We start from the raw sequence: 14,492 nt of genomic DNA, 5'->3' as shown, positions 1-14,492 counted from the left end.
CGTCACAAGGCCTTGGGCCGGGTGGCGACGCGAGCCGAAAGAGCCGCGTTCAGCAGGGCGATGTGTTCGAGCCGGGTGGGGTCCAGCCCGGTGAGGTCGGCGATCCGGCGCAGCCGGTAATCGACCGTGTTGGGGTGGACGTGCAAGGCCGCGGCGGTCTGACGGCGTCCTCCTCGATGGAGGAAGGTCGCCAACGTCTGCAGGAGTTCCTCGTTGCCGTCCAGCGGCGTCAGCCGGGTGGCCAGCCGGTCGAGTGCCGGGCCCGGGCGCGAAAGCTGATATTCGAGCAAGACGTCGTCGAGCCGGTACAGCCCGGGAGGCCGCCCGCATCCGGTGGCGACCGCGAGCACGTCCTGCGCGAGCCGCGCCGCGGCGGGCACGCCGGACGGCTCGGCCGCGGTGGTCCCGGCGATGACCTCGGCGCCCGCCGTGCGGGCGACGTCGGCGAGGATCCGCTCAAGCCGCGCCCAGTCCCGTGTGGACAGTTCGTCGGCCGCGGTTTCGTGCGGCAGCAGGGCGAGTCCGCCGTCCGGGGTGAGCGAGGTCAGGACGGTGCCCCGGATCTGGCGTTCCAGTTCGACCCGCAGCCGCCGGAGTTTCCGGCGTCCGGCGACCAGCGGGTCGACCCCGTCGACCTCCTCGTCCGGATGCGCCCCGACCGACGCCGCGAGGACGATGTAGCACGGCGGCAGCCGCAGGCCCGCCTGTCCCGCCGCGACGTCCGCGGGTTCGCCGTCGAGCAGGGCGGAGAGCACCGTGTGCCGCGCCGACCGCTCGTCGTCGAACATCGTCCGGCGTTCGTCGAGATAGCCGGCGCCGACCGCGGGCGTGACCACCTCCAGATAACGCAGGGTCAGCGCGTTGACGGCCAGGACGTCGGCGACCTCTTCCGGGCGTGCGTCCGGCGTCAGCGACGCCCAGACCACCTGGATGCCGATGTGGTACGCGGTGAGCACGGTGTCGATCGGGATGCCCTCCTCCGCGCGCCGGGCGGCCGATTCGCGGAGGAAATCGAGCTCCTGCTGGGCAGGCGTGTCCCCGGTGCGCAGAGTGTCGATGAAGGAACGCAGGTTCTGCTCGATCACGTGCGTGATGTCGCCGCTGAGTTCCTCGGCGGGCAGCAGACCGTACTCCGGGATCCGGAGGACGATCTCGGAGAGCACCGTCTTCGCGAGCGAAGGCAGGACTTCGGTCAGCCGTTCCGCCAGCGGACGTCCGCCGATACGGAAGCCAGGATCCTTGTCACCCGTCACAACCGCCCATCCTGACAGCTGGTCAGCGCGTGAGCACGTCCCGTGCCGAATCGAGGGTGGGGTGCACGGTGAAGACGGCGTCGAGGCCGAGCAGCGACATCGGGCGCAGCAGGGCACGCTCCTGGGTGACCAGGATGAACGGAACGCCGGCTTCTTCGGCCTTCGCGCGGATCTGCACGAAGACGGTGAACCCGGACGAATCACAGAAAGTGACCGCGGACAGGTCGGCGATCAGCGACGCCGGCTTGAACCGAAGCTCCTCGTCCAGCGCCCTTCGCAGGTCGTCGGAGACGCCGAGATCGATTTCGCCGGAAACGGTGACCACCGTGTCGGTGGCGGAAGCCGTGATCGAGATGTCGAGAGGGGACACGAATCTCCGTGTCGAACGGGGCGGATCGGAAGCGGGAGCGCGGTAGTCGGTCAAGTTGACTCCTTGCCGGTACGGGGGACCGGCTGCTGTCCGTGGACATGCCGGACCCGGAACAGAGGACCCGGCGGCTGGTGTCTGAACCGCGACAGGCCAACCGTAGCAGCCTTGCGGCCGGTTACGCCGGTTGAGCGATCCCGGACATCGCCCGCCGCCGCCCCCGGGGGCCTCGTAGGCTGGACGGGTGACCGGGACGACGACGGCCGAGGTGCTGGCCGAACTGGCCGAGCTCGAGGACGCGCGCGTCCGCCAGGTGAACGAGAAACACGGCGACGACCACGGGGTGAACCTCGGCAAGCTGCGCGCGCTCGCGAAGCGGCTGAAGACTCAGCACGAACTCGCGCTGGAGCTCTGGGAAACGGACGACACCGCCGCGAAACTGCTCGCACTCCTCATCTGCCGACCGAAGGCGTTCGGGCGCGAAGACCTGGACCGCATGGTGCGCGAGGCCCGCACCCCGAAGGTGCACGACTGGCTCGTGAACTACGTGGTCAAGAAGAATCCGCACGCCGAAGAGCTGCGCCTGGCGTGGTTCGCCGATCCGGACCCCGTGGTCGCGAGCGCGGGCTGGGCGCTGACCACCGAACGCGTGGCGAAGAAACCCGAGGGCCTCGACCTCGCCGGGCTGCTCGACGTCATCGAGGCGGAGCTGAAGACCGCGCCGGATCGCCTGCAGTGGGCGATGAACCACTGCCTGGCACAGATCGGAATCGAGCACGAGGAGCACCGTTCCCGGGCGATCGGTATCGGGGAGCGGCTGGAAGTGCTCAAGGACTATCCGACCCCGCCGAACTGCACGTCGCCGTTCGCGCCCGTCTGGATCGCGGAGATGGTGCGACGGCAGGATCCCGGCCCCCATTGACGTTGCGAAAGCCACTTTCGCAACCTTCAACGTTGCGAAAGTGGCTTTCGCGACACCGCCGCCGGGGTGTCGTCCCTCAAGTCACGCGTGTCGTCCGTCTGATCACACGCGCCGTCCGTCTGATCACGAGTGTCGTCCGGCCAGTCACGCGTACCGGCCCGTTCAGCCGAGCGCGTCCGCCTTGATGGCCTCGAACTGGGCACCCATCCGCGCCGCGAGTGCCTCCGCCGCCCGCAACGGCCGGACCATCACCTTGAAGTCGGTGATCTTGCCGTCGGCGTCGAAGGTCAGGAGGTCGCAGCCGTTGATTTCGAGCCCGTCGACGGTCGCTTCGAACTCGTACACGTGGTGCGCGCCGTCGTGGATCTCGCGGACATAGCGGAAATCCTCGAACACCCGCATGACCCCGCGCAGGATCGCCGCCGTGATCGCCTTCCCCTGGTAGGGCTTGAACGCCACCGGGCTGGTGAAGACCACGTCGTCGGCGAGCAACGCCTCGATCGCGGCGGCGTCCTTCGCTTCGACTGCTTCACGGAACGTGGGCATGGCGATCTCCTCATAGTCAACTTGTTGAGTAGATGTCGCCGAGCGTAGGTGATCACCGGGCCGGTGTCCATCAAAGTGCCTAATCAACTTTGCGACTAGTCCGCGCGGTGCCTATCATCGCGCCATGGCGCTGCGGAACGCGATCCTCGCGACGCTCCTGGACGGCGAGTCCTCGGGCTACGACCTGGCGAAGAGCTTCAACGCGTCGGTCGCCAACTTCTGGACGGCGACACCGCAGCAGCTCTATCGCGAGCTGGACAAGATGGAATCGCAAGGCCTCGTGGCTGCCCGGGTGGTCGAGCAGGAACGACGGCCCAACAAGCGGCTCTTCTCCCTGACCGACGCGGGCGCGGCCGAACTCGCCGAGTTCACCACGCGAGCGCCGAAGCCGACCGCGATCCGCGACGAGCTGCTGGTGCAGGTCCAGGCGGTCGAGGCGGGCGACGACGAGGCGGTCCGGCGCGCCGTCGCGGAGAGGATGGCCGTCGCCGAAACGAAGCTCAAACGGTTCGAGCGCCTTCGGGAGCGGTTGCTCGGCGGCTCCGCCGAGGCGGAGTTCCTCGCCACCGCGCCCCGCGTCGGGCCGTATCTGACCCTGGCCCGTGGGATCATCTTCGAGCAGGAGAACATTCGCTGGTGCGAGCAGGTTCTCGCGGTGCTCGAACGGAGGTGAACGGCTTGGCCGAGCGGGAAAAGGGCCCGAAGTTCCGTCAGGTGGTGCTGGATTGCACCGACGCCCGCGCGCTGGCGGAGTTCTACCGGCGTCTGCTGGTCTGGGACTACCGCCCCGGTGACGAGGCCGGCGACGACAAGGACTGGCTGGTGCTGCGAAATCCGGACGGCGGGGCGCAACTCGCCTTCCAGCAGGTCGATCGGCTGCCGGAGGCGAGCTGGCCGGACGCCGAACCCGTGCCCCAGCAACTGCATCTGGACCTGACCGTGGATTCGGTCGAGGAACTCGAGGAGCAGCACGCCCGCGTCCTCGAACTCGGCGGGCGGCTCCGGTACGACCGCAGCGAAGACCCGGAAGAACCCTTGCGCGTGTACGCGGATCCTGCCGGGCATCCGTTCTGCGTCTTCGTCGCCTGAACGCGCTCAGACACGGCAGAGCAACGCGTCCGGCGTGCGATTCGAGCCGACACGGCCGGTATACGCGACACCGGCGACGTGCTCGCCCGGAGCGCATTGACCCTTGTAGTGGCCCGACGCGAAGTCACCGCCGGGATTCCCGGACGGCCGGTTGTCGCCGCGGTCGAACCAGACCGTCCGGCCGGTGCGGCCCAGCTGAATGGGGGAGCGGCCGCACAGGAGGGCGGAGAACGCCGCGCCGGTGACGCTGTAGCCGACGGCGGCGTGCCCCGGCGGGCATTGCACCTTGGTGTAGCCGGACGCCCAATCAGTGTCCACATAGGACTCGTCGCGGACCACGGCGTAGCCCGCCGGCACGGCGAGCGTGCCGGTGCACAGGCCACGGTTCCCGGTATGGGAAAGGCCGCTGAGCCACTGGCCGTCGGGGCAGACACCCTTGCGCGCGCCAGGATTCCAGTCCGCCATCGCGCGAATCTTGCGCGAGGCCTGGAAATCGGCGTGGTCGAGGTTCAGCATCGACCAGCGCTCGGCGTCGGGGATCCGGCCGGAGCGGGACGGCGCGTCCACCAGCCGCCGCCAGGCCGGGCCACGCCAGTCCGTGCCGTCGAGCACGTCGACGCGCCGGCCGCCGGTGTCCCAAGAGAGCAACGACCATCCGTTGCCCGTGCCGTCCTTGTGAAAACCGACCGCGGGCCAATAGGCGAAGTCCGTGTCGGTCTCGGCGAGATAGCCGACGAAGTTCTCGAACCAGGCACGGCTCGCCGCGTCGGTGGTGTGACGGCCTTCGCCGAACTCGCTGATCCAGAGCGGCGCGGTGTAATGCTTGCCGGTCTCCGCCGAGACGAAGAACGCTTGCCGGTAGAGGACATCGCGTAGTTCCTGGGGTGACAGGTCACGGTAGCGCGGGTCGTGCGTCTCGCCGGTGCCGGTCGCCCCGGAATGATTCGGCCCCGTGTACCCGTAGAAATGCGCGGCGTAGACCAGCTTTCCGGAGTCCACGAGCGTATGCGAGAGCGTGCGCGCCGGCTCCAGCGTCGGCCTGCCGTGGGGAAGGCCGTCCACGGGCAGGCCGGTCCAGTTGATGCCCTCGACGATGATCAGCAGGTCGGGGTTCGCCTCGGTCTGGATGCGGTCGGCCACCCGCTGGCTCGCGCGTTGCCAGTCCGTGCCGTTTCCCCAGCCCCAGTTGGGATCGTCGAAGACGTTACGGCGCACTTCGTTGTACAGATCGGCGCCGACGACCCGTTTGTTCGCGGCGTAGCGGCGGACCATGAACAGCCAGTCGTCCTGCCACCGCTGCTCGGTCTGCGCGGTGTTCCAGCGCTCGTTGCCGTCGAGACCACAGCACCAGCGGGACGTCGTGGTGTGGTTGTTGAGGATCACCGCGAACCCGCGCGCGGTCAGCCGCTCGACGACGCGATCGTAGACCTGCAACGGGTTCAGGCCGCGCAGTCCCGGGTTCGCCGGGAGATCGGGGGCCGGCCTGGTGTCGTGGATCATCGCGTTGGAGAAAGGCAGCCGGACACTGTTCAGGCCCAGTTCCGCGAGCCCGTCGATGATGGTGTCGATCGACGCCCGGTCCAGCCCCAGCGGGGTCTGGTAGGCGATCTCACCGGCGTGATGCGCGGCCGGATCGTTCACGTCTCCCGACCCGGTCCACGTACCGCTCGCGCCGTGCCAGTTGGCGGCCTTCAGCTTGAACCGGTCGCCCGCCGCGTCGACGATGTAGCGGCCGCGCGTGCTGAGCGGCGCCAGCCAGCCCGACGGGTCCGCCGAGGCGGCGGCGGGCGGGGGAATCACGATTCCGGCGGTCACCAGGACGGCGAGCAGCACACTCTTGATCCTCACCCGCCGGAGGCTAGCCACTCGCACGGCCGGTTGTATACGGGCGATCGGGTAGCTTGCCCGCATGACCACCGCGTTGATCATCGGTGACCTCCAACGGGGTATCACGGGCAATTTCCCGTTCACCGGAACAGTTCTGCCGCCGATCAGGAGTCTGCTGCCGCGTGCGCGGGCGGCCGGCGCGCTCGTCGTGTTCGTCCACTTCGCACTCCGCGGCAACGGGGCCGACCTGCCGCCGGGGAACGCGCTGTTCAAGTCGTTCCACGAAGCGGGGGACACCTTCCACGAGGGCGCGGCCGGGACCGAGATCGATCTGCCGGTCGCCGACGAGGACGTGGTCGTGCTGAAACGCCGCGCCAGCGCGTTCGCGGGCACCGATCTCGATCTCGTGCTCCGTGCCCGGGGAATCGGCACCGTCGCGATCGCCGGGGTCGCGACCAGCGCGATGGTGGCCGCGACGGCCTACGACGCGGCGGACCGCGGCTATCACGTGACCGTCTTGCGCGACGGTTGCGCCGACGGCGATCAGGCGATGCACGACTTCTTCGTGGACGCGGTCTTCCCGAGCCGGGGGTTCGAGGTCGTGACCTGTGCGGATTGGCCCGGCGAATAAATCGCGCGAGCTGAGCGCCCGGATGTGGCACGGTGATCGGCGAGCTGATCAAGGGGGCGCGGATGGAGACGAAGCGACTCGGGCGCACCGGCGTCGAGGTGACGAGGCTGGGTTTCGGCGGTGGACCGCTCGGTGGCCTGTTCGCGCCACTGGACGACGACACCGCGGCGGGGGCGCTGACCGCGGCCTGGGACGGCGGGATCCGGTACTACGACACGTCACCGCACTACGGGATCGGGCATTCCGAGCGCCGCATCGGAGAGTTCCTGCGCTCGCGGCCGCGTGATTCCTTCGTCCTCTCGACGAAGGTCGGCCGCTTGCTGATTCCCCAGGACCCGGCCGGGAAACTGGATCCGGCGGGTTTCCACGTCCCCGCGGCGCACCGCCGGGTACGCGACTACACCCGTGACGGGATCCGGCGCAGTGTCGAGGATTCACTGGAGCGGATGGGGCTGGACCGGATAGACGTGCTGTATCTGCACGACGCCGAGGAGTACTTCGACGACGCGCTGCGCGACGGCTATCCGGCCCTCGCGGAGCTGCGGTCGGAAGGGGTCGTCGGCGCGATCGGTGCCGGTATGTACGACACGGCCATGCTGACGACTTTGGTCAGGGAGACCGATGTCGACGTGGTCATGCAGTCCGGTCGGCACACGCTGCTCGACCACAGCGCGCTCGACACCTTCCTGCCCGCGTGTGAGGAACGCGGTGTCTCGGTGATCGCGGCGTCGATCTTCAACTCCGGGCTGCTCGCCGTGCCGCGGCCGGCCGAGGGCGCGTACTTCGACTACGAGGCCGCCGCACCGGAGGTCGTGGAGCGGGCGAACCGGATCGCCGACGTGTGCGAGGCGCACGGCGTGACGCTTCCCCAGGCGGCCATGGCTTTCCCGTTGCAGCATCCGGCCGTCGCCGGCATCGCGGTCGGGATGCGGACCGCCGAAGAGGCGCGAACCAACTTGGAATCCTTCGCCGCGGATGTTCCCACGCAGGTCTGGACCGATCTGCGAGCCGCGGGTTTGATCCGTTCGACAGCGATTAGGGTGGTCTGATGGTGTCGGTCAAACAGGTACAGGTCACGTTCGACTGCGCGAAACCCGAGCGCCTCGCCCGGTTCTGGTGCGAGATCCTGGGGTACGTCGTGCCCTCGCCCCCGGAGGGGTTCGACACCTGGGACGACTACAACCGCACGCTGCCGCCCGAGAAGCGGGACGCCGGCTTCGCCTGCAGTGACCCCACCGGGGTGGGCCCGCGGCTGTACTTCCAGCGCGTTCCCGAAGGCAAGGTCGTCAAGAACCGGGTGCATCTCTGCGTACGGGTGGGCACCGGTCTCGTGGGCGAGGAGCGCCTCGCCGCGCTCCAGGCCGAATCCACCCGCCTGACCGCGCTCGGGGCGGTGCAGCAGCGTGTCCTGCTCGCCGACGAGGAGAACGAGTCGTGCATCGTGATGCAGGACATCGAGGGCAACGAGTTCTGTCTCGACTGATGTCACGCGGTGCGAATGCTGAAGTTCGTGATGCAGAAGCCGCCGTCCGCCATGCGGTCCGAGATCACGATGCCCTTCGCCGACCGTCCTTTCGCGACTCCGGCGACGTCGGCGAGGACGAACCTGGACGTCCCGTTGGCCGTGGTCACGTGAACACGTGACCCCAGTGGGAGCAGGGAATCGATCTTGTCGTCCATGAACCTCTTCTGCGCCTCGCAGGCCAGCGCGATCGCCGCCGGCTTGTCGCTCCCGGCGATTTTGGCGAGGAAGTCCGCGATCACCTGAACGCCCTTCTCCGGTGGCGCCGCCGGGCGCCGGGTGACGGTGATCCTCGGACGGCTGACCCTGGTGCTGCTCGGGGTTTCGGTGGTGCTCGTGGGCGCGGAGGCCGACGCCGAGCCGGCGGTCGGGACGGGCAACGACAGCCCGGGACCCTTGCGGAGCAGGAAACCGGGAGCGGCGAAACCGGTGACGCAGAAGGCGACGAGTGCGATCACCGCGACCAGGATCCCGACGGCCACGCCGGGTTTGACGGTCGAGGGGCGGGGGTTCTGCTGGTCGGGCAGGCCTGGGTAGGTCATCGGAGTCACCTTCCGTGCGGGAGCTGAATGCGCGATCCGACGGGGGTTCTCCGGTAGGCGTTCCGATCCTTTCGGGGGTCTTACGGCTTCACGAAAAGCTTGCCGCTGAGCTTCATCATGGACGGTTTCGGGGCGTCGGCCGGGGCTGATCGCGGGCGGGGCCGGTGGTGGGCCGAAGGCTCCCTTCACTGAGTCCGATGCGACGAAAGGAGCCTTCGGTCCTGATCGGATAGGGGCCGTGAGTGGTGTTCCGGGGCCAAGAGCGCCTCAGGTTGCGGGTCAGGTCCGTGAGGGCCTCCTTGCCTACCCTGAAGGTAGTGAAGGAGGCCTTCACTACCTTCAGGAGCGCAGCTCGTACCGGCGCCGCTCACGACCCGCTTTCGCGACGGGTCAGCAGGGGTTCAACAGCCAGCAGAGCCGATAGTTCGCCTGGTATGTCGTCGACGTGCCAGGCGCGACGATGTTCTGCGTCCGCGCGCCGCCGTGCGCCCAGCCGGTGAAGGCGTACTTCAGGTTGAGCGGGGGCAGCTTCTGCGGGCTGTCCGCGCTGATCGAGTTGGTGGATCCCGCGATCACCGTCCGGGAGAACGGCGTGCGTTGCTGCGTGCCGCCGACGGTGAGCGTCGCCTGGCTGGGGCTGGAGGCGAAGTTCAGCGACACCGTTTTCGGCTGGAGGTCGACGGTCTTGCTCCCGGTCCGGCCGGTGGAGTCGGTCGCGGTGAGGGTCAGCTGCAGGTACGACGGGTAGTCGTGGTCCGGCGCGACGAACGAGCCGGACGCGACGCCGGGGAAGTCCTGGACGTTGTGCGTGTGGCAGGTGCCGTTGGCCGCGCAGTGCCGGATCGCGAGCCGCCACGACAGCGCCGATGCCGGGAGCTGTCCGTCCTGGGCGTCGACGGCGCGGCCGGAGAAGGACACGGTCTGGCCGACCGACCAGGTCAGCGTGCCCGACGGGCTGTCGATCACCGGCACCGGGTCGAGGCCCTCCGGGTTCCCGACGGTCACGCGCACCGTCGTGGTCGCGCTCACGCCGTGGGAGTCCGTCACTCGCAGCCCGGCGTCGACGGCGGCGGCCGCGGTGTAGGTCCAGGTGGGGTCGGCGGCCGACGAGTCGTCGTACGCGCCGTCGGCGTCGAGGTCCCAGGCGTAGGACAGGGTGTCCCCGGCGTCCGGGTCGGTGGACGCGGTGCCGTCGAATCGCACCGTCAGCGGCGCCGGTCCGCTCGACGGGGTCGCCGTGGCCACCGCGGTCGGCGGCCGGTTGGTGCCGCCGGGATGGCTGACGCGACGGAGTTCGCCGCTGCCGAGCGCGACGTAGAACAGGTCGCCGCCGGGTCCGGTCAGCACCTGCACCGGGACGTTGACGCCGGTCACGAAGGGCACGAGACGGCTCGCGCTCGGCTGGCCGTCGACCGTCTGCATGGCCCAGATGCAGCCACGGGAGGAGTCGGCGAAGAACAGCGCGCCGGAATACTCGGCGGGGTAGTTGCTGCCGGATTCGAACGCGATGCCGCTGATCGAGGAGCCACCCGTGGGGCATGGGTCGCTCGCGACCACCTTGGCGCGGTGGTTGTAGGCGTAGTACGGGGCCGAGTGCCCACCGGAGGAATACAGGGATTCGCACCGGTCGAGGTTCGCGCCGTCGTAACCGGCTTGCCTGGCGTTGCCTTCGAAACAGGGCCAGCCGAAGTTCTCCGCCACGCCGTCACCGACGTCGGCGACGCGGTTGATCTCCTCCCAGGTGTCCCACCCGACGTCGCCCGCCCAGAGTTCGCCGGTGCCCGGGCGGAAGCCGAACCGGAACTGGTTCCGCGCGCCGTAGGCGATCACGCGCCGGGCGTTGGCGTCGGCGCTGTTCGCGAAGGGGTTGCCAGGGACGCCTTCGCCGGTGTCCGGGTCGATGCGCAGCAGCGTGCCGTTGAGCAGGACAGGTTGCCCGGCGGCGCGTCGCGGCGACTGCGAACGCAGCGCGCCGCCCTCGGCCGCCGGCGGCGTGAGGTTCGTCCCGGCGGGCGAGGGCGGATCGGCACAGGGGTTCCCGGCCTGGCCGTAGTCGGCGAAGGTGAAGCTGGCGCCGTCGCCGCCGCCCGCGTACAGGGCGCCGTCCGGACCGAAGGCCAGTGCGCCGACCGAGTGACTGGGGAACTGCTGACACCAGCCCGTGACCAGCGGTTTCTCGCTCACGGCCGTGCCCGTCGCGCCCATCGTCAGCTGGGAGACGCGTCCGGTCACGACGCAACCCTTGTCGGTGGCGCCCGGCGGGGTCGGGCAGGTGTCGCCCCAGCGCGGCGCGGTGCCGCCGGGTTCCGCGTCGAGGGTGTACGAGACGTAGACGTACGGCCTGGCGGGAAAGGCGGGGTCGACGGCGAGCCCGAGCAGGCCGCGGTCCCAGAAGTCCTGTGTCTGTGTGCGGAGGTCGGCGAACACCGTCGCCGTCGGGTCGGCGAGCGAGTCGAAGACCTTGACCAGGCCGCTCTTCTCGGCGACGAACACGCGGCCGTCCGGCGCGAACGCGGTGGCGGTCGGCGAGCTGAGCCCGCCGATCGCCACCGTGTCGGTGAAACCGGTGGGCACGGCGGCTTCGGCGGGTGCCGCGGTGACGAGCCCGGCCGCGAGCGCGCCGGCCAGCGGGCCGACGACGCCCACCGCCAGCGCGCGTCGCGATCTTCGGGGGAACGGGAATAGTCGGGAACTCACCACGTGAACTCCTCCTGCGGCGGGGACCGGATGGAACAGGACAGCTCTCCGGTATGCCGTGGGGAGACCGAAAGTTGTTACGCCTCTGACAGAAATGCGTATAACTCGCTAAAACGGATCAGGCTGTGGCGGCGGGGAAACCGGTCAGGCGGGCGAGTGCGCCGAACCCGTCGTCGGTACCGGGCCAGTGCGCGCGGACGGCGTCGAGCCCGGCGCGGCGGACGACGCCACGCAGGACGAGGGTGACGATGATGGCGTCGTCGGCATAACCCAGAACGGGGATGAAGTCGGGGACGAGGTCGATCGGCAGGGCGAGGTAGACCAGCAGCAGCCCGAGCCTGATCCGGACGCCGCGGGACAGCGTCTCGTCCGCGGCCAGACGGCGGATGAGCCGCAGTACGTCGGGCAGCAGCCGCAGCGCCTCCCGGAGCAGCCCGCCACGCGGCCGGGCGAGGACGAGTGTCACGACGAGCGCGAGCCAGGCCACGAGCAGCGCACCGGCGAGGCCGAGCAGCAGATCCCACCAGAACGACCCGGTCATCGTTTCTTCCCCGTCCGGATCTCGGGAGCTTCGGCGCGCAGGGCGGCTTCCTCGAAGGCGGCGAGTTCGGCCGCGGCCAGCTCGACGGCGTCGCGTGCCTCCCGGCCGAGCGGCGCGGCGAAATAGTCGCGGGCGGCGATCTTGGCCAGCCAGCTGCGGAACCGGTGCAAGTCGGCTTCGGATTCTTCGACTTCCGCGTAGGTGGCGTTGCCGCGGGCCTGCTCGTCCGCGAGCTCCCGCCGAAGCTCGGGCAGCCGATCGAGGACTTCGGCGTACTCGGCGTCGCGGGCCTCGTTCAGTTCGGCGATCACCGCGCGCTCCTCGGCCGGGTCGGTGAAGGCCATCGGCAGTGCGCGAGCCGTCCCGCCCTGATGGCGGATCCGGTCGAGCAGACGGCGGATCTCCCGCACCACCTCGGCCCGCGCGGGCAGCAGGCATACCGATTGCTGCAGGTAGAGCGCGCCGAGGGAGCGGAGCTTGCGCCAGACCTGCACCCGCAGCGAGTCCGGGGCGCCGGCGGTGGACACGCTGATCACCAGCCAGCCCTGTTCGCGAGATTCGTCGGTCACAAGCCCATGTTACGCTCGTAACATCGATGACTGGTATACGGGCGATTCACCCGTTCGGAATAAGATCCGCTTCGTGGTCAACCTTCGGTGGTTCTCGACGCGGTGGCGGTATGGCCCGGTCTGGTACCTCCCGGTCGCCTTGACACTTTTCGTGGGATCGCTGCTCCCGGCGTTGCAGAGCCACGGAACGCAGTTCGGAGGGCTGCCGAACCGCCCGTACGACGCACTGGCCGTCGCCGGGATCGCCCTGCAATGCGTCCCGCTCATCGTGTGCAGCCGGTGGCCGGTCACCTGTTTCGCCCTGGTGTCGCTCGGGTTCGCCGTCGACCAGTTCGGGGGCTATCACTCGTTCGCCGGCACGGCGCTGCCGATCGCCTTGCTGACCGTGGGACTCCGGCTGGAGCGGCGCCGTCGCGTGGTGGCGATCGTGTGCACCGCGGTGTTCCTCGCGTCGGCGATCGCGTTCGCTTCGCTCGGCGGGACGGAGCCCGTCACCGGCTACGTGACCTTCTATCTCGCGCTGGTGCTGGCATGGGGGATCGGGACGGCGTTGCGGTCCAACCGGGTCGCGGAAGCGGAACGCCGCCGCCGGGTCGCCGAGGAGACGCGCGCGGCCGAACGCGCCCGCATCGCCGCCGAACTCCACGACGTCGTGACCCATCACGTCACGGCGATGGTCGTGCAGGCCGAAGCCGCCCGGTATCTGACCGACACGCGGCTCGACCAGAGTTTGACCGCGGTGGCCGACACCGGACGGCTGGCCATCACCGATCTCCGTCACCTGCTCGACGTGATCGATCCCGGCCGCGGTGCCGAAGCGATCCCGACACTCGTGGAGCGCACGCGCCGCGCCGGGCAGCCCGTGGAGTTCTCCGAGCAGGGTGAGCCCACGGCGGGGGACGCCGGTCCGGTCGCTTACCGCGTCGTTCAGGAGGCGTTGACCAACGCGCTGAAACACGCGCGCGGCAGCCGCACCTCGGTGCTGGTGCGGCACGGAGAAGGGGAGATCACCGTCGCGGTGGACACGGAGGAGTCCATGTCCATTGTGGAATCCCCGGGTGGTGGTGGACGGGGCCTCGCCGGGCTGCGCGAGCGGATCGACGTCCTGGACGGCGAATTCAGCGCGGGCCGCAGAGGGGACGGCGGGTTCTCCGTCCGTGCCCGCATCCCCGCGGGGACCCCGTCGTGACCGCGCCGACCAGGGTGCTGGTCTGCGACGACCAGATGCTGGTGCGCACCGGCCTGGTGACGATCATCGACGCCCAGCCCGACCTCGAGGTGGCGGGCGAATGCGGCGACGGGCGGACGGCGGTCGACCTCGCCGCCCGCCTGCGTCCGGATGTCGTGGTGATGGACGTGCGCATGCCGGTGCTCGACGGTATCGAAGCCACCCGCCTGCTGGCGGGAGCAGGCGTGCCCGAACCCGGCAAGGTCCTGGTGGTGACCACGTTCAACCTCGACGAGTACGTCTACCGGGCGCTGCGCGCCGGGGCGAGCGGGTTCCTGCTCAAGGACAGCCCGCCCGACCGGCTGCTGCACGGGATCCGCACCGTGGCCGCCGGCGCCGCGTTGCTGGATCCCGAGGTGACAAGGCAGCTGGTGGGGCGGTACGCCGCCCGGATCCGGCCGGCCGAGGACGAAGACCCGGCCGAAAACCCGCTGACGCCAAGGGAACTGGAGGTCCTCCGGCTCATCGCGGACGGCCGGTCCAACAGTGAGATCGCCGCGACACTCATGATCAGCCAGGAGACCGTCAAGACGTTCGTTTCACGTATGCTCGCCAAGCTCGGGCTCCGCGACCGGGTCCAGGCGGTCATCTACGCCTTCCGTCACGGTCTCGTGACTTGACCGTCCTATTCGGACGGTGACCCAAGGGTGGCAGGGTCGCGAAAGCCACATTCGCGGCGGTGAAGGGTGTGTAAGTTGGTTTAGCGGCGGCGGGGGGGTTAGCGGCGGCAAAGGTGTCTTATAAACAAAAGAACCAGG

16 protein-coding genes are annotated in these 14,492 nt (G+C 69.4%); 8 read left to right on the top strand and 8 right to left on the bottom strand.

Translation table 11 applies throughout. The features are described 5' to 3' along the window. Positions 1-2 precede the first annotated feature (2 nt). The gene (locus ACFWIW_RS32865; protein WP_378372037.1) at positions 3-1,253 is read right to left on the bottom strand and encodes a PucR family transcriptional regulator; all 1,251 of its coding nucleotides are present in this window, start codon (positions 1,251-1,253) and stop codon (positions 3-5) included. A gap of 22 nt (positions 1,254-1,275) precedes the next feature. Further along, complete coding sequence (locus tag ACFWIW_RS32860; protein ID WP_378372036.1) at positions 1,276-1,623, bottom strand: STAS domain-containing protein; 348 nt, start codon at positions 1,621-1,623, stop codon at positions 1,276-1,278. 241 nt (positions 1,624-1,864) lie between these two features. On the opposite strand from ACFWIW_RS32860, the gene ACFWIW_RS32855 reads away from it, so the two are divergent. After that, positions 1,865-2,542, top strand: a complete 678-nt coding sequence (locus ACFWIW_RS32855) for a DNA alkylation repair protein (RefSeq protein WP_378372035.1) — start codon at positions 1,865-1,867, stop codon at positions 2,540-2,542. 162 nt (positions 2,543-2,704) lie between these two features. On the opposite strand, the gene ACFWIW_RS32850 is transcribed toward ACFWIW_RS32855, so the two are convergent. Beyond that, positions 2,705-3,088 (bottom strand): nuclear transport factor 2 family protein, encoded by a 384-nt coding sequence (locus tag ACFWIW_RS32850; protein WP_378372034.1) that lies wholly within the window; start codon positions 3,086-3,088, stop codon positions 2,705-2,707. 124 nt (positions 3,089-3,212) lie between these two features. Here ACFWIW_RS32850 and ACFWIW_RS32845 point away from each other — a divergent pair, with 124 nt between their 5' ends. Continuing rightward, complete coding sequence (locus ACFWIW_RS32845) at positions 3,213-3,761, top strand: PadR family transcriptional regulator (RefSeq protein WP_378372033.1); 549 nt, start codon at positions 3,213-3,215, stop codon at positions 3,759-3,761. A 5-nt stretch (positions 3,762-3,766) separates the two neighbouring features. Beyond that, positions 3,767-4,177, top strand: coding sequence for a VOC family protein (locus ACFWIW_RS32840; protein ID WP_378372032.1), 411 nt, complete (start codon positions 3,767-3,769; stop codon positions 4,175-4,177). Positions 4,178-4,183: 6 nt separating this feature from the next. On the opposite strand, the gene ACFWIW_RS32835 is transcribed toward ACFWIW_RS32840, so the two are convergent. Further along, the gene (locus tag ACFWIW_RS32835) at positions 4,184-6,025 is read right to left on the bottom strand and encodes a glycoside hydrolase family 5 protein (RefSeq protein ID WP_378372031.1); all 1,842 of its coding nucleotides are present in this window, start codon (positions 6,023-6,025) and stop codon (positions 4,184-4,186) included. Positions 6,026-6,086: 61 nt separating this feature from the next. Between ACFWIW_RS32835 and ACFWIW_RS32830 the strand changes: the two genes are divergently transcribed. The 3 genes from ACFWIW_RS32830 (at position 6,087) to ACFWIW_RS32820 (ending at position 8,118) form a co-directional block, all read left to right on the top strand. Continuing rightward, positions 6,087-6,635, top strand: a complete 549-nt coding sequence (locus tag ACFWIW_RS32830) for a cysteine hydrolase family protein (protein WP_378372030.1) — start codon at positions 6,087-6,089, stop codon at positions 6,633-6,635. 62 nt (positions 6,636-6,697) lie between these two features. After that, the gene (locus tag ACFWIW_RS32825) at positions 6,698-7,684 is read left to right on the top strand and encodes an aldo/keto reductase (protein WP_378372029.1); all 987 of its coding nucleotides are present in this window, start codon (positions 6,698-6,700) and stop codon (positions 7,682-7,684) included. Further along, entirely contained in the window at positions 7,684-8,118 is a 435-nt protein-coding gene (locus ACFWIW_RS32820; protein WP_378372028.1) for a VOC family protein, read from the top strand. The genes ACFWIW_RS32825 and ACFWIW_RS32820 overlap by 1 nt, the downstream gene beginning before the upstream one ends. A gap of 2 nt (positions 8,119-8,120) precedes the next feature. Here ACFWIW_RS32820 and ACFWIW_RS32815 read toward each other — a convergent pair whose 3' ends face one another. From ACFWIW_RS32815 to ACFWIW_RS32800, 4 genes are all read right to left on the bottom strand, one after another. Further along, on the bottom strand, positions 8,121-8,699 hold the full coding sequence (locus ACFWIW_RS32815; protein ID WP_378372027.1) for a hypothetical protein: 579 nt from the start codon (positions 8,697-8,699) through the stop codon (positions 8,121-8,123). 390 nt (positions 8,700-9,089) lie between these two features. Continuing rightward, positions 9,090-11,399, bottom strand: coding sequence for a PQQ-dependent sugar dehydrogenase (locus ACFWIW_RS32810; RefSeq protein WP_378372026.1), 2,310 nt, complete (start codon positions 11,397-11,399; stop codon positions 9,090-9,092). Between the two features lie 115 nt (positions 11,400-11,514). After that, a complete protein-coding gene (locus tag ACFWIW_RS32805; protein WP_378372025.1) occupies positions 11,515-11,937 on the bottom strand; it encodes a YkvA family protein in 423 nt (140 codons plus the stop codon). Continuing rightward, complete coding sequence (locus ACFWIW_RS32800) at positions 11,934-12,506, bottom strand: Chromate resistance protein ChrB (protein ID WP_378372024.1); 573 nt, start codon at positions 12,504-12,506, stop codon at positions 11,934-11,936. The genes ACFWIW_RS32805 and ACFWIW_RS32800 overlap by 4 nt, the downstream gene beginning before the upstream one ends. A gap of 73 nt (positions 12,507-12,579) precedes the next feature. On the opposite strand from ACFWIW_RS32800, the gene ACFWIW_RS32795 reads away from it, so the two are divergent. After that, positions 12,580-13,695 (top strand): sensor histidine kinase, encoded by a 1,116-nt coding sequence (locus ACFWIW_RS32795; RefSeq protein ID WP_378372023.1) that lies wholly within the window; start codon positions 12,580-12,582, stop codon positions 13,693-13,695. After that, positions 13,692-14,354, top strand: a complete 663-nt coding sequence (locus ACFWIW_RS32790) for a response regulator (RefSeq protein ID WP_378372022.1) — start codon at positions 13,692-13,694, stop codon at positions 14,352-14,354. The genes ACFWIW_RS32795 and ACFWIW_RS32790 overlap by 4 nt, the downstream gene beginning before the upstream one ends. Positions 14,355-14,492: the final 138 nt, after the last annotated feature.

Source organism: Amycolatopsis sp. NPDC058340, assembly GCF_042723975.1.
Taxonomy (GTDB): domain Bacteria; phylum Actinomycetota; class Actinomycetes; order Mycobacteriales; family Pseudonocardiaceae; genus Amycolatopsis.
Note: the sequence above shows the minus strand (reverse complement) of the source record. Positions and strands in the feature narration are given on the sequence as shown.

Coding starts and splice junctions, on each gene's coding strand:
- ACFWIW_RS32830 (WP_378372030.1), top strand. CDS start 6,087: ATGACCACCGCGTTGATCATCGGTGACCTCCAACGGGGTATCACGGGC.
- ACFWIW_RS32850 (WP_378372034.1), bottom strand. CDS start 3,088: ATGCCCACGTTCCGTGAAGCAGTCGAAGCGAAGGACGCCGCCGCGATC.
- ACFWIW_RS32845 (WP_378372033.1), top strand. CDS start 3,213: ATGGCGCTGCGGAACGCGATCCTCGCGACGCTCCTGGACGGCGAGTCC.
- ACFWIW_RS32825 (WP_378372029.1), top strand. CDS start 6,698: ATGGAGACGAAGCGACTCGGGCGCACCGGCGTCGAGGTGACGAGGCTG.
- ACFWIW_RS32815 (WP_378372027.1), bottom strand. CDS start 8,699: ATGACCTACCCAGGCCTGCCCGACCAGCAGAACCCCCGCCCCTCGACC.
- ACFWIW_RS32805 (WP_378372025.1), bottom strand. CDS start 11,937: ATGACCGGGTCGTTCTGGTGGGATCTGCTGCTCGGCCTCGCCGGTGCG.
- ACFWIW_RS32820 (WP_378372028.1), top strand. CDS start 7,684: ATGGTGTCGGTCAAACAGGTACAGGTCACGTTCGACTGCGCGAAACCC.